The following is a 14,121-nucleotide window of genomic DNA, read 5'->3' as shown; positions in this document are numbered from 1 at the left end:
TTTAGCGATAAAAATCAGCAATTTCTCATATTTTTTAGGCATTTTTCTGTGACAATTTTAGTTCTAGGCATTAATCACAAAACCGCAACAGTGGGATTACGTGAGAAAGTAGCGTTTTCGCAAGAAAAACGTCAGCTTGCCTTGCGACAAATTCAGCAGTTAGAGCTGGCTCAAAGTGCGGTGATTTTATCTACTTGTAATCGAACTGAAATTTATCTACATAATAAGCAACTATCGCCTGATGAAACGCAAGATTTTCTCGATCAAGTCATAGGTTGGTTTGCTCAATTTCATCAACTAGATTTAACTGAATTGCAAGCCTGCATTTATTTGCATCAAGATAAAAATGCGGTAAAGCATTTAATGGCAGTGGCTTGTGGTTTAGATTCCTTGATTTTAGGTGAACCACAAATTTTAGGACAAGTAAAACAAGCCTATCAATTCAGCGAAGAATATTATTTAACCCAACAAAATACGGTTTTCACCAGTGAATTTTCTCGTCTATTCCAAAAAACTTTTGCAGTGGCAAAACGAGTGCGAAGCGAAACCAATATCGGCGAAAGTGCAGTGTCGGTGGCGTATGCGGCTTGTAGTTTAGCACGGCAGATTTTTGAACAGTTAAAATCCTTGACCGTGTTGCTGGTGGGAGCGGGGCAAACCATTGAATTGGTCTGTCGCCATTTGTTACGTCATGGGGTAAAAAAAATCATTATTTCTAACCGCACTTTATCTCGTGCAGAAGCCTTGATTTCTCGTCTGGAGCAAGGTGAGCAGGTTAAAATTATATCGTTGGAACAGTTACAGGACGGCTTAAATCAAGCGGATATTGTGATTTCTTCCACAGGATCGGAGCATATTCTGATTAACCAAGACATGGTAAAAGTGGCACAAAAACAACGGCGTAATGCTCCAATGTTGCTGGTGGATATTGCGGTTCCTCGAGATGTAGAAGAAAGCGTTGGTGAGCTTGATAGCATTTATCATTATACGGTCGATGATTTGCAAAATATTATTCAGCATAATAAGGATCAACGTGAAAAAGCCGCTGCACAGGCAAATCAAATTATTGAGCAAGAATGTATGGATTTCTTTGAATGGTTGAAAGTGCATCAATTTTCTAATTTAATTCGTCATTATCGCGAAAATGCTGAACAAGCTCGTCAGAATCTATTAGAAAAAGCCTTGAACGCTTTGCAACAAGGCGAACAAGCTGAGTTAGTATTGCAAGAATTGAGTTATAAATTAATGAATAAGTTGATTCATTCACCAACCCAAGCCATGACAGGTATGGTCAAGGCAGGAAATGCTAAAGGGTTGCGGAGTTTTTCGCAGGCGTTGGGCGTGGAAAGCAAAGAATAAAAAATTATCAACAAAATACAACCCTTTGCTTTTTTTGTTAGGAAACTGCGGTATAATTTACCGCAGTTTTTATTTTTTATAATGCAAGGGCAACAGAATGGCAGAATTAAGTTTAAAAAAAATTTATTCAGGTAAAGTACGCGATCTTTATGAGATTGATGACAAACGTATGTTAATGGTGGCAACGGATCGTCTGTCAGCATTTGATGTTATTCTTGATGATCCTATTCCACGCAAAGGCGAAATTCTCACGCAGATCTCTAATTTCTGGTTTAATAAATTATCACATATTATGCCGAACCATTTTACAGGTGATACGGTGTATGATGTGTTACCCAAAGCCGAAGCGGATTTAATTAAAGATCGTGCTGTGGTATGTAAACGTTTAACCCCAATTAAAATTGAAAGCATTGTGCGTGGTTATTTGACAGGATCGGGCTTGAAAGATTATAAACAAACAGGCACGATTTGTGGTTTAGTATTGCCAAAGGGCTTGGTGGAAGCCAGTAAATTGCCTGAGCCGATTTTTACACCGTCTAGCAAAGAAGAAGTAGGCGATCACGATATTAATATTAGCTATGCGGAATGTGAACGTCAGATTGGGGCAGAATTAGCGGCTCAAGTACGTGATGCAGCGATAGCCTTGTATAAAGAAGCGGCGGCTTATGCGTTGACCAAAGGGATTATTATTTGTGACACCAAATTTGAATTTGGCTTAGATGAGAATGGTACTTTGACCTTGATGGACGAAGTATTAACCCCAGATTCCAGCCGTTTTTGGTCTGTTGATACGTATCAAGAAGGCACTAATCCACCGTCATTTGATAAGCAATTTGTGCGGGATTGGTTAGAACAAAGTGGTTGGAATAAACAACCGCCAGCCCCGAAAGTGCCAGCGGACGTAATTGAGAAAACCGTGGCGAAATATCAAGAAGCATTGGATTTATTAACCAAATAGAATGAGGTAAGGGCAGATACAATATGCCCTTTACAAAAGACGAAGGAATATCATGAGGTCGGTAGCAATTATTGGTTTAGGCTGGTTTGGTTTGCCTTTAGCGAGAGATCTACGTAATCTGGGTTGGGAAGTTAAAGGCAGTAAACGTACGCCAGAGGGGGTAGAAGAAATGCGTTTATGGCGTTTGGAAGCCTACCAATTACAATTAGATCCCGAGATTAATGCCGATCCTGATGATTTGAACGCTTTACTTTCAGTGGATAGCCTAGTTATTAATATTCCGCCCAGTGATTATTTTTTTGATGCCGAAAGTTATATGCAAGGTATTGAGAATCTTGTGAATGAAGCATTACTTTGCGGTATTAATCATATTGTTTTTATCAGTTCTACCTCTGTTTTGCCACAGCAAACAGGGCAATTTGATGAAAGTTGCCAGCCACCTCAATCACCCTTATATGAAATAGAACAAATGCTTTTTACCCTACAGGATATTGATGTAGATATTGTACGTTTTGGGGGATTAATTGGTGAAGATCGCCATCCTGTTTATTCTATGAGTGGGAAAAACTTTGAGCAAGGTAATAGCCCCGTGAATTTAGTTCATTTAGAGGACTGTTCTCGAGCTGTACAAAGTTTATTGGAAACGCCAAGTGGTCATCGACTTTATCATTTAGTTGCTCCGCAACACCCAACCAGAAAACAATATTATCAATTTGTGGCAGAAAAACTTGGTATAAATCCACCGCACTTTGTTTGTAGTGAGTCGGATGCTCAACGGATTATTGTGGCAGATAAAATCTGTCAGGAATTGGATTTTGTATATCAATATCCCGATCCTTATACTATGTTAGGGCAATCGCAATAGAACTTTTTCTATTTTGCATAGTCTTAATGATGAGTTTGTTAATTTATTAAGGAGTATGAGATGAAAAACATCGCAAAATTCGTTATCATTGTCTTTATTGCAGGTTCGCTTGCCGCATGCAGTAATATGACAAGAACCCAAAAAAACACTGCTATCGGTGCAGCTGTTGGTGGGGTAGCTGGTAATGTTATTGGCAACTCAACTGGTGCAACCCTTGGGGGGGCAGCCTTAGGTGGCTTAATTGGTAGCCAAGTGAATAAATAATGATTTAGAAAGATCCGCAGATGCGGATCTTTTTTTATGTGAGAAAGATTTCTTGTCATGATTATTATAGTTGAAAAATCTAATGATTTAATCAATAATAATCAGTCGAATTAAAACCTTAAAAATAGGAACAACCATGTCAAACACAATTTTACAAAATCTTCCCCTTGGTCAAAAAGTGGGTATTGCCTTTTCAGGCGGTTTAGATACTAGTGCAGCTTTATTATGGATGCGTCAAAAAGGTGCAGTACCTTATGCTTATACCGCAAATTTAGGTCAACCTGATGAAGATGATTACAATGCGATCCCTAAAAAAGCGATGGAATATGGTGCAGAGATTGCACGTTTAATTGACTGTCGTAGCCAATTAGCACACGAGGGTATTGCTGCAATTCAAGCGGGTGCATTCCATGTTTCAACGGGCGGTATTACGTATTTTAATACCACACCATTAGGTCGTGCGGTAACTGGTACTATGCTTGTGTCGGCGATGAAAGAAGATAATGTCAATATTTGGGGAGATGGTTCAACCTTTAAAGGTAATGATATTGAACGTTTTTACCGTTATGGTTTGTTGACTAATCCAAATCTAAAAATTTATAAACCTTGGCTAGATGATCAATTTATTCACGAATTAGGTGGTCGCCATGAAATGTCAGAATTTTTAATTGCCAATGGGTTTAACTACAAAATGTCAGTAGAAAAAGCCTATTCAACGGATTCTAATATGCTCGGTGCAACACATGAAGCAAAAGATTTAGAATTTTTAAGCCGTGGTATTCGTATTGTTAATCCAATTATGGGTGTACCATTCTGGCGTGAAGATGTAGAAGTCAAAGCTGAAGAAGTTACCGTACGTTTTGAAGAAGGCGTGCCAGTGGCATTAAATGGTAAAACATTTAGTAATGTGGTAGAACTCTTTTTAGAAGCAAATCGTATTGGTGGTCGTCACGGTTTAGGTATGTCAGACCAAATTGAAAACCGTATTATTGAAGCAAAATCTCGTGGTATTTATGAAGCACCAGGAATGGCATTATTCCATATTGCTTATGAACGTTTGGTAACTTCTATTCATAATGAAGACACTATTGAACAATATCGTATTAACGGTTTACGTTTAGGACGTTTATTATATCAAGGTCGCTGGTTTGATCCACAAGCCTTAATGTTACGTGAAACAGCTCAACGTTGGGTTGCTAAAGCTGTGACAGGTGAAGTGGTATTAGAATTACGCCGTGGTAATGATTACTCAATCTTAAATACGTCATCACCAAATATGACTTATCACCCAGAACGTTTAAGTATGGAAAAAGTGGAAAATGCACCATTTAACCCAGTAGATCGTATTGGTCAATTAACCATGCGTAATTTAGATATTTTAGATACAAGAGATAAGTTAGGTATTTATGCAAATACGGGTTTATTGTCTGTAACTAAAGAAGTGGCTTTACCACAGTTAAAAGATAAATAAAAAATAGAGTCGATCAAAAGGTTGGTTTTAATTATGTTAATAATTACAATCAACCTTTTTTATTGATATAAAGTGAGAAATATTTTGACCTTATGACCATTACTTTAAGAGAGAGTATTGACGGATTTTTGTCGCCAAGGAGCAATCCAAATCAAGCAAAGCATACCTGGAATGGCAAGGAAGAAACAGAGCCAAAAATAATCATAGTAACCTAACCAATTAATTAAGGTACCAGCTTGTGTATTGAGAGTTGCTCTGGGCAACGCTGATAAACTGGTGAATAAGGCAAGTTGTGTTGCTGTATAAAGCGGATTGGTTTCTCTCGCCATAAATGCAACAAAAGCAGATGTTCCTAACCCAATACCGATGTATTCTGCAGCAATGACTAAGCTAAGAGCGAATAGCTCATAAGTGCCAATTTGTTCAAAGGGACCTTGTTTAGCGAGCCATGCAAAACCCAGAATCGTAATGATCTGCACTACACCAAATAACCATAATGCTTTATTAATCCCAATTTTTAGCATAACAATGCCACCAATAATACTTGCGATCACCATAGGCCAAAGCGAAGCATTTTTTGCTACAAGACCGATTTGGCTATTGCTGAAACCCATATCTAAATAGAACGGTGAAATCAGAGCTGTTGCCATACTATCACCGAGTTTATAGAGAAAAATAAACGCTAAAATAGCCAATGCTGACCAAATTCCTTTACGATTAAAAAATTCTTTAAACGGTTCAATCACATTATCTTTTAAAGTGCGGTGTGAATTTAGCTCAATTTTGGGTTCACGGCTAATAAATAAGGTCATAAAAATACCAGGTAACATAAACAGAGCAGTAATGATAAAGACAGTTTGCCATGGGAGATAATCGGATAAAATTAAGGAAAGTGATCCTGGTACTAAACCTGCAATTCGATAAGCATTGACGTGAATGGAATTGCCTAGCCCTAATTCTTCATCCGATAAAATTTCTCGACGGTAAGCATCAAGCACAACATCTTGATTGGCGGAGAAAAAGGAACACAGTGTTGCCAAACCAGCAATTAAAGTTAATCCTTGATTGGTATGTGGGGAAATAAAACCAAATAAAGCCATTGAGATTAATAACAGAATTTGTGAAACCAAAATCCAACCACGACGACGACCAAGAAAAGGCATTGAATAACGGTCAAGCAAAGGCGACCATAAAAATTTCCATGTAAAAGGAAGAGTAACTGCGGTGAAATAACCAAGGGTTTTTAAATCCACCTGTTCGGAGCGTAGCCAAATCGGCAATAAGGAAATTAGAATATAAAAAGGCAACCCCGAGCTGAAACCTGTAAAAATACAGATCAGCATATTGCGACTAAAAATTTGTGAGAAAACGGAAGATTTATTTGGCATAGTTAAAATATAATGAAATTCGAATGGAAAAGTGCGGTGTTTTTTACCGCACTTTTATGATTAATTAGTCTTTATAACCTTGCGGATTATTTTTCTGCCAATTCCACGTATCTCGCATCATGGCATTCAAATCACGTTCTGATTTCCAGCCTAATTCTTTTAAAGCACGGCTTGCATCAGCGTAATTTTCAGCAATATCACCCGCACGGCGAGGTGCAAATTTATATGGAACAACGATATTATTCGCTTGTTCAAAGGCTTTCACCATATCTAATACAGAATAACCTACGCCAGTACCTAAATTATAAATATGTAATCCACCATCATTTTCATGACGAGCTAAGGCTTTAACGTGTCCAATGGCAAGGTCAACAACGTGAATATAATCACGTACACCAGTACCATCAGGCGTATTGTAATCATTACCAAAAATAGATAATTCTTTTAATTTACCCACAGCCACTTGGGCAATATAAGGCATTAAATTATTTGGAATACCATTCGGATCTTCACCGATTAAACCACTTTCATGCGCTCCAACAGGGTTAAAATAACGTAAGAGCGTAATGCTAAATTTCGGTTCCGCTTTAGCAATATCGGTTAGCATTTGTTCTACCATTAATTTTGATGTACCATAAGGGTTAGTTGTACCACCTACTTTACAATCTTCCGTCACAGGAATAACGTCAGGATCGCCATAAACCGTAGAAGATGAGCTAAATACAAAATTCCACACGCCTGCTTTACGCATTTGTTCAATTAAATTTAATGAACCCACCACGTTATTGCGATAATACTCAATAGGTTTCTGTACACTTTCACCGACAGCTTTTAAACCAGCAAAATGGATCACTGATTCAATGTTATTTTCAGCAAAGATTTGTTGTAATAATGCACTATCTAAAATATCACCTTGGTAAAATTTGGCTTGTTTACCTGTAATTTGAGCAACCCGTTCAAGGGATTTTTCCGAAGAATTGCACAGATTGTCTAATACAACTACTTCTTTGTTAGCATTGAATAATTCAACGACAGTATGTGAACCGATATAACCCGCTCCACCAGTGACTAAAATTGCCATAATATTTTCCTTCTGTTGATGTGCTGTAGATAGTATAAATCCGTTATCTTGTTTGATAAAGTAATAATCGAATTATTGAGGTTTATTGCCAGCAAATTGTTTCATCAGTTGGTGTAATTGTTTGCATTGTAATTGAAATGCACGGCAATGAGTACACAGTATTACATGCGTTTTCACACCTATTTTCTCATTAAAATTAAGCTCTCGCTCTTGAGCATCAGAAATAAGTTTAGTAATTTGTAAACATTTCATTTTTCATTCCTAATTTAATTTGGTCGCTAAACAATGTTGTAACTGTAATCTCGCTCGATACAGTAAGATATGTAGGTTTCCACTGGTAATATTTACTTCGTGGCAAATTTCATCAGCAGAAAAATCTAAATATTCTCGCATCATAAAAACACGGCTTTGTTTAGCTGGTAAATGAGTTAAACAGGTTTCAAATAATAGCCAGAATTCATCTGAATAAACTGCGTTTTCTTGCCAGCTTTCAGGATAATATTCTGTTTTCCAATGACCATTTTGATCGAAAAATTGGTTATTTTCTTCATCATCATCCACAAGGTCACTTTCAAGTACAAAACGATCTTTTTGACGTAAATAATCAATAATTTTATTTTTCAGAATAGCAAAAATCCATGTTTTCAATGCGGATTGACGTTGAAAACTATCAATATTTTTCACCGCACTTAATAAGGCTTCTTGCACCATATCTTCTGCAATGGTCATATCTCGCAGTTGAAGTAGTGCAAATTTCAACATTTGCTCTCTTATTTCAGCGAGTTGTTCTGATTGTATTAACGATGGTGTAGCTTGCAAATTAATGTTCCCTCGTTTTAAAAAATGTCACATCAGGATAACGTTCTTGAGCTAAATTCAGATTTACCATGGTTGGGGCAATATAGGTTAAATTATCGCCACCGTCTAAGGCTAAATTTTGCTCATTTTTGCGTTTAAATTCTTCAAATTTTTTCACATCAGCACATTCTACCCAACGAGCCGTTGCCACGTTCACATTTTCGTAAATGGCCTCCACGTTATATTCGGATTTCAACCTAGAAACCACCACATCAAACTGTAACACACCCACTGCACCAACAATTAAATCGTTGTTTATTAACGGACGAAACACTTGCACCGCTCCTTCTTCGGAAAGTTGTACCAAGCCTTTGAGTAATTGCTTTTGTTTAAGCGGATCTTTCAAACGAATACGGCGGAATAATTCGGGGGCGAAATTTGGAATCCCTGTAAATTTCAGATCTTCCCCTTGGGTAAAGGTATCGCCAATTTGAATGGTGCCGTGATTATGCAAGCCGATAATATCCCCTGCATAGGCTTCTTCAGCGTGGGTTCGATCCCCTGCCATAAAAGTTAAGGCATCGGAAATCACTACATCTTTACCGATACGCACGTGGCGAAGTTTCATGCCTTTTTCATACTTACCCGATACCACTCGCATAAACGCCACGCGGTCACGGTGTTTTGGATCCATATTGGCTTGAATTTTGAACACAAAACCGCTGAATTTTTCCTCCGCACTTTCCACCAAGCGAGTGTCCGCTTGACGTGGCTGCGGTGCTGGCGACCATTGAGTTAGCCCATCTAAGAAATGATCCACACCGAAATTACCTAACGCCGTCCCAAAATAAACAGGCGTGAGTTCGCCATTAATAAACAAATCGTGATCAAATTCATTAGATGCACCTTGCACCAGTTCCAGTTCATCACGCAACTGCTGAGCCAAATCTTCGCCCACGGTTTGATCCAATTCGGGATTGTTTAGCCCTTTGATAACTCGCACATCTTGAATGCGATGCCCTTGCCCTGTTTGGTATAAATAGGTTTCATCTTTATATAAATGATACACCCCTTTAAACAGCTTGCCGCAACCGATAGGCCAAGTAATCGGCGCACAATGGATTTTCAACACATTTTCCACTTCGTCCAACAATTCCATTGGATCGCGAATATCACGGTCGAGTTTGTTCATAAAGGTGATAATCGGTGTATCACGCAAACGGGTCACTTCCATTAACTTGATTGTCCGTTCTTCCACCCCTTTTGAGCTATCAATTACCATTAAACAGCTATCCACCGCGGTTAAAGTGCGGTAGGTATCTTCCGAGAAATCTTCGTGTCCAGGGGTGTCGAGCAAATTCACCAAACAATCGTTGTAGGGAAATTGCATTACAGAAGTCGTAATCGAAATACCCCGTTGCTTTTCCATTTCCATCCAGTCAGATTTAGCGTGAGCTTGCGATCCTTTGCCTTTTACTGAACCTGCGGTTTGAATCGCATTTCCATAGAGCAACACTTTTTCTGTAATCGTGGTTTTCCCCGCATCGGGGTGAGAAATAATCGCAAAAGTGCGGCGTTTGTTTACTTGTTGTAGATAGGTCATTTTTGTTTCATGTAAATAGAATAAAATTAATTACTTATTGTCGTTGATTTTGGTTGTGGGTGCAAGTAATTAAAATAGTTAGAAACAAAGGAGGGATTTAATATGTTTGCAGAACAAAAAGTTTTAAATAAAAAATACAAGTTATTTCCGTATCAATACGGAAAATTTCGCTATGTACATTTTTCCTGAAGTGATTATGATGATAATTGTCAATCAATTCATCGGGAGAATGTTATGTTAGCAAAAAATTTCTTATGGGGTGGGGCGGTTGCTGCTCATCAATTAGAAGGTGGTTGGAAAGAGGGTAATAAAGGATTAAGTGTTGCTGATGTTATGACCGCAGGAGCAAATGGAGTAGAACGAGAGATCACGGATGGCGTGGTAGCTGGTAAATATTATCCAAATCATGAAGCTATCGATTTTTACCATCGTTATAAAGAAGATATTGCCTTATTTGCAGAAATGGGATTTAAATGTTTTCGTACATCTATTGCTTGGACACGCATTTTTCCACAAGGTGATGAGAGTCAGCCTAACGAAGCAGGCTTGCAATTTTATGATGATTTATTTGATGAATGCTTAAAATATGGTATTGAGCCAGTAGTTACCCTTTCACATTTTGAGATACCTTATCATTTAGTAACTCAATATGGTGGTTTTCGTAATCGTCAATTAATTGAATTTTTTGAACGTTTTGCTCGAGCTTGTTTTGAGCGTTTCCATTCAAAAGTCAAATATTGGATGACCTTTAATGAAATTAATAATCAAGCCAATTTTAATCGTGATTTTACTACTTTCACTAATTCGGGATTAGTATTCAAAGACGGCGATGATCGAGAAGCTATTATGTATCAAGCTGCCCATTATGAATTAGTGGCAAGTAGTCGTGCAGTGAAAATTGCTCATGAAATAAATCCTGACTTAAAAGTGGGTTGTATGATTCAATTTAGCCCAATTTATCCTGAAACATGTAAACCAGAAGACGTACTGTTTTCGCAAAAAGCGATGCAAAAGCGGTTTTATTTTGCCGATGTGCATGTACATGGAAAATATCCAGCCTATATTTTAAATTATTGGCAACGCAAAAATATTCATATTGATTTTACTGAGCAAGATCAAGTCGATTTATTAGCGGGTACAGTGGATTATATTGGCTTTAGTTATTATATGTCTTTTGCCACTCGTTATCATAAGGAAAATACTTATTTTGATTTTGACGAAAGTGCTGATTTGGTTACTAACCAATTTGTACCACGTTCAGAATGGGGATGGCAAATTGATCCTATAGGCTTACGTTATTCTTTAAATTATTTAACCGATATGTATCGTCTTCCGTTATTTATTGTGGAAAATGGCTTTGGTGCTATTGATGAAATCAGTGATGATGGCATGGTACATGATGATTATCGTATTGATTATTTAAAAGCTCATATTCAAACCATGAAACAAGCAGTGGAACAAGATGGTGTAGATTTAATGGGTTATACCCCTTGGGGCTGTATTGATTTAGTTTCGGCAGGAACTGGCGAAATGAAAAAACGCTATGGGTTTATTTATGTAGATAAGGATAATCAAGGTAAAGGCAGTCTTGAACGTTCTCGTAAAAAATCGTTTTATTGGTATCAACAAGTTATTCAAAGCAATGGTGAACATTTATAAGGAAAATAGACTATGAAAAAAGCATTAATTATTTGTGCCGCAGGCATGTCTTCATCTTTAATGGCGAAGAAAACCACAGATTTTTTTAAATCCAAAGGACATGATATTGAAATCGATGCTGTTTCAGCGACTGAGGGGCAAAAAGCGATTGAATCTGGCAGTTTTGATTTGTATTTAATTAGCCCACAAACCAAAATGTATTTAGCAAAATTTACTGAATTGGGAAAAAAAGCTGGAAAACCTGTGGAAAGTATTCCACCACAAGCCTATGTGCCTATTCCAATGGGCATTGAAAAATTAGCTAATTTAGTGTTAGAAAAAATCTAACCTATAAGGTCAGAGTATGTTTAATAAAAAAGAAATTGCTATTTTACAATATTTATTTGAACATCAAGATAGTTTTGTTACCAGCAATCAACTTGCAAGTCATCTAAACTACTCTGACCGTACTATTCGTAGCTATATTAAGAACATTACAATAGATTTACCTAAATATGGTGCGGAACTTGTTGCCAAACAAGGATTAGGTTATCAATTAGTGATTAAAAATCTAAGTGAATTTCAACTGCAGTTGAATTTGAAAAAACAAAATAAAAGAATTGAAAGTAAACAAGATAGACAGAAGTATATTTTGAATAAATTATTCTTTAGTCAACCTTATCTTTTATTTGATGACCTTGAACAAGAATTATTTGTTAGCCGTTCCACTCTTTCTGCAGATTTCAAAGAGATTAGTGATCTGATTAAACCCTATCATTTAACTATTACCAGTAAAGCCAATCAGGGCGTAAGTATAGTAGGGCATGAGCAGGATTATCGTGCATTTATCATGGATTACTTTTTTAAGAAAGATTTTGGTAATGCGATTAATCGTTATATTGGTAATACGATTTTTATAGATGAAATACGTTTTGAGAACCTTCTACAAATCATTATTGAAGAATGTAGAAAAGGAAAACTATATTTAGCGGATTTTATATTACAAAATTTAGCTTTGCATATTTTACTTGCCATTAATCGTATAAAAACAGGGCATAAACTTAATATAAACATTCAGCCTGATGAGCTTGATGATTATTTTATAGAACGCATGGTGGCAGAAAATATTATTGATCGTATAAGAGCTGAAAATAACATTCAATTTCCTCGCTCAGAAATTGATTACATTGCTTTACATTTACTTGCCAAGGGAAAGCGATTAGAAAATAAACTCTCTCAAATAGAACAGAAAACCGCAGAAATTAAACAGATTATTATAAAAATTGAACAAGCCTTACATATTCAAATTGTAGATGATGAAGTATTAATCAATGCTATTTCACAACATCTACAATTATTGATTACCAGATTAAAAAATAATATTACTGTAGAAAATCCACTTTGTCAGGAAATTATGCAGAATTATCAAGATATTTTTCAATTAGTATGTAAATATTTTGATGAATTTTCTGATTTTCAGGGTATTAACGTTTCTAATGATGAATATTCTTATTTAGCGTTACATATTTTGGCTGCCATTGAACGTTATCAAAATAAGAAAAAATTAAAAGTTCTAGTAGTTTGTACTACAGGTTATAGTTCTGCACAATTTATTAAGAACCGCTTGGAATATGAATTTAATGATAGCTTAATTATTAAAGATGTAGTGAGTTATTATGAACTTAATGATCAGATTTTAGCAGATATTGATTTTATTGTGTCTTCTATAGATTTATCTAATTTAGTGTTTAAAGTGCCAGTGGTACATTCTAGTATTTTTCTGAAAAATGATGAATTTGATCAGATCAGAAATATGATTAAACAAATTAAAAGTAAAGATCTTGTACAAACCAACAAATTTATCCCAATAGAAGAAATTGAGAAGCTAGAAATTATACAAAATAAAAAACTCTTATTATCTAACTTTTTTAATGAGAATTATTTTATACGGTTTAATAATTCTGCCAGTAAAGAAGAAGTGATTGAAACCTTAGTGCAGCATTGTGCATACAATGAAACCGAAAAATATCCACGTAGAATGCTAGAACAAATAAAGCAAAGGGAAAGATTAAGTTCCGTGGTATTTAGTCAATATATTGCTGTGCCACACCCAATTAAACCTGTGGGAGAACAAAGTAAAGTGGCAGTAGGGATTATTCCACAAACATTAGTTTGGGATAAACTGCATCAACAAATTCAATTAGTATTTTTGATTTCACCATCTCAATATGGCAATGCGGAATTAAAACAGATCACTTCGGCGATTGTAAAGTTAACCGAAGACGAGTATTTACAACAGCAATTAATTCAGTGTCAAGATTTTAATCAGTTTATTCAATTATTTTCATTATTAATTTAGGAGTTTGGTATGGAAGATGAAAACGAATTACAGGTAGTAGCTTTTGAAATTATTGTACATAGTGGCGATGCCAGAAATCTAATTCATCAAGCATTAGATCTAATGAAAGGCGGAGAATTTGTACAAGCTCGACAACAATTAGATGAAGCCAACCAGAATTTATTAGAAGCACATAAATCACAAACTAATTTATTGAAAGATTATGCTTGTGGCAAAGTGATTCCGATGGAAATTATTATGGTGCATGCGCAAGATCATTTAATGTCCACAATGTTATTACATGAATTGGCATTGGAATTTTTGGTACTACATCAGAAAATGGCAAATAAGGAATAAC

14 protein-coding genes are annotated in these 14,121 nt (G+C 36.2%); 9 read left to right on the top strand and 5 right to left on the bottom strand.

All coding sequences use genetic code 11. The features are described 5' to 3' along the window. Nucleotides 1-48 precede the first annotated feature (48 nt). From hemA to argG, 5 genes are all read left to right on the top strand, one after another. Complete coding sequence (gene hemA / locus O1Q80_RS08695; RefSeq protein WP_386694500.1) at nt 49-1,359, top strand: glutamyl-tRNA reductase; 1,311 nt, start codon at nt 49-51, stop codon at nt 1,357-1,359. Between the two features lie 97 nt (nt 1,360-1,456). Then, nucleotides 1,457-2,317 carry a phosphoribosylaminoimidazolesuccinocarboxamide synthase gene (locus tag O1Q80_RS08690; RefSeq protein ID WP_386694497.1) on the top strand — a complete coding sequence of 287 codons (861 nt, stop codon included), beginning with the start codon at nt 1,457-1,459 and terminating at the stop codon, nt 2,315-2,317. 52 nt (nt 2,318-2,369) lie between these two features. Next, a complete protein-coding gene (locus O1Q80_RS08685; protein ID WP_386687016.1) occupies nt 2,370-3,182 on the top strand; it encodes an SDR family NAD(P)-dependent oxidoreductase in 813 nt (270 codons plus the stop codon). A gap of 60 nt (nt 3,183-3,242) precedes the next feature. After that, nucleotides 3,243-3,446 carry a glycine zipper 2TM domain-containing protein gene (locus tag O1Q80_RS08680; protein WP_386687014.1) on the top strand — a complete coding sequence of 68 codons (204 nt, stop codon included), beginning with the start codon at nt 3,243-3,245 and terminating at the stop codon, nt 3,444-3,446. 136 nt (nt 3,447-3,582) lie between these two features. Next, nucleotides 3,583-4,917 carry an argininosuccinate synthase gene (gene argG, locus O1Q80_RS08675; RefSeq protein WP_386690623.1) on the top strand — a complete coding sequence of 445 codons (1,335 nt, stop codon included), beginning with the start codon at nt 3,583-3,585 and terminating at the stop codon, nt 4,915-4,917. Nucleotides 4,918-5,021: 104 nt separating this feature from the next. On the opposite strand, the gene O1Q80_RS08670 is transcribed toward argG, so the two are convergent. The 5 genes from O1Q80_RS08670 to prfC form a co-directional block, all read right to left on the bottom strand. Beyond that, entirely contained in the window at nt 5,022-6,305 is a 1,284-nt protein-coding gene (locus tag O1Q80_RS08670; protein WP_386694494.1) for an AmpG family muropeptide MFS transporter, read from the bottom strand. A gap of 64 nt (nt 6,306-6,369) precedes the next feature. Next, complete coding sequence (galE, locus tag O1Q80_RS08665) at nt 6,370-7,386, bottom strand: UDP-glucose 4-epimerase GalE (protein WP_386694491.1); 1,017 nt, start codon at nt 7,384-7,386, stop codon at nt 6,370-6,372. Between the two features lie 72 nt (nt 7,387-7,458). Next, a complete protein-coding gene (locus O1Q80_RS08660) occupies nt 7,459-7,638 on the bottom strand; it encodes a zf-HC2 domain-containing protein (RefSeq protein ID WP_386687007.1) in 180 nt (59 codons plus the stop codon). A gap of 9 nt (nt 7,639-7,647) precedes the next feature. Next, nucleotides 7,648-8,148, bottom strand: a complete 501-nt coding sequence (locus tag O1Q80_RS08655; RefSeq protein ID WP_386687005.1) for a sigma-70 family RNA polymerase sigma factor — start codon at nt 8,146-8,148, stop codon at nt 7,648-7,650. A 58-nt stretch (nt 8,149-8,206) separates the two neighbouring features. Then, nucleotides 8,207-9,787 carry a peptide chain release factor 3 gene (gene prfC, locus O1Q80_RS08650; protein ID WP_386687003.1) on the bottom strand — a complete coding sequence of 527 codons (1,581 nt, stop codon included), beginning with the start codon at nt 9,785-9,787 and terminating at the stop codon, nt 8,207-8,209. Nucleotides 9,788-10,021: 234 nt separating this feature from the next. Here prfC and O1Q80_RS08645 point away from each other — a divergent pair, with 234 nt between their 5' ends. From O1Q80_RS08645 to O1Q80_RS08630, 4 genes are read left to right on the top strand one after another with little or no spacing between them, the layout of a single operon-like run. Beyond that, nucleotides 10,022-11,446: a 6-phospho-beta-glucosidase gene (locus O1Q80_RS08645; RefSeq protein ID WP_386687001.1), complete on the top strand. Its 1,425-nt coding sequence runs from the start codon at nt 10,022-10,024 to the stop codon at nt 11,444-11,446. Between the two features lie 12 nt (nt 11,447-11,458). Beyond that, nucleotides 11,459-11,773 (top strand): PTS cellobiose transporter subunit IIB, encoded by a 315-nt coding sequence (locus O1Q80_RS08640; RefSeq protein WP_386686999.1) that lies wholly within the window; start codon nt 11,459-11,461, stop codon nt 11,771-11,773. A 16-nt stretch (nt 11,774-11,789) separates the two neighbouring features. Then, on the top strand, nt 11,790-13,784 hold the full coding sequence (locus tag O1Q80_RS08635) for a BglG family transcription antiterminator (RefSeq protein ID WP_386694488.1): 1,995 nt from the start codon (nt 11,790-11,792) through the stop codon (nt 13,782-13,784). Nucleotides 13,785-13,793: 9 nt separating this feature from the next. Beyond that, a complete protein-coding gene (locus O1Q80_RS08630) occupies nt 13,794-14,120 on the top strand; it encodes a PTS lactose/cellobiose transporter subunit IIA (RefSeq protein WP_386686995.1) in 327 nt (108 codons plus the stop codon). Nucleotide 14,121 lies beyond the last annotated feature (1 nt).

The sequence above is a fragment of the Lonepinella sp. MS14435 genome (genome assembly GCF_042485795.1).
Taxonomy (GTDB): Bacteria; Pseudomonadota; Gammaproteobacteria; order Enterobacterales; family Pasteurellaceae; genus Lonepinella.
This window is presented reverse-complemented; position numbering and strand designations above follow the sequence as displayed.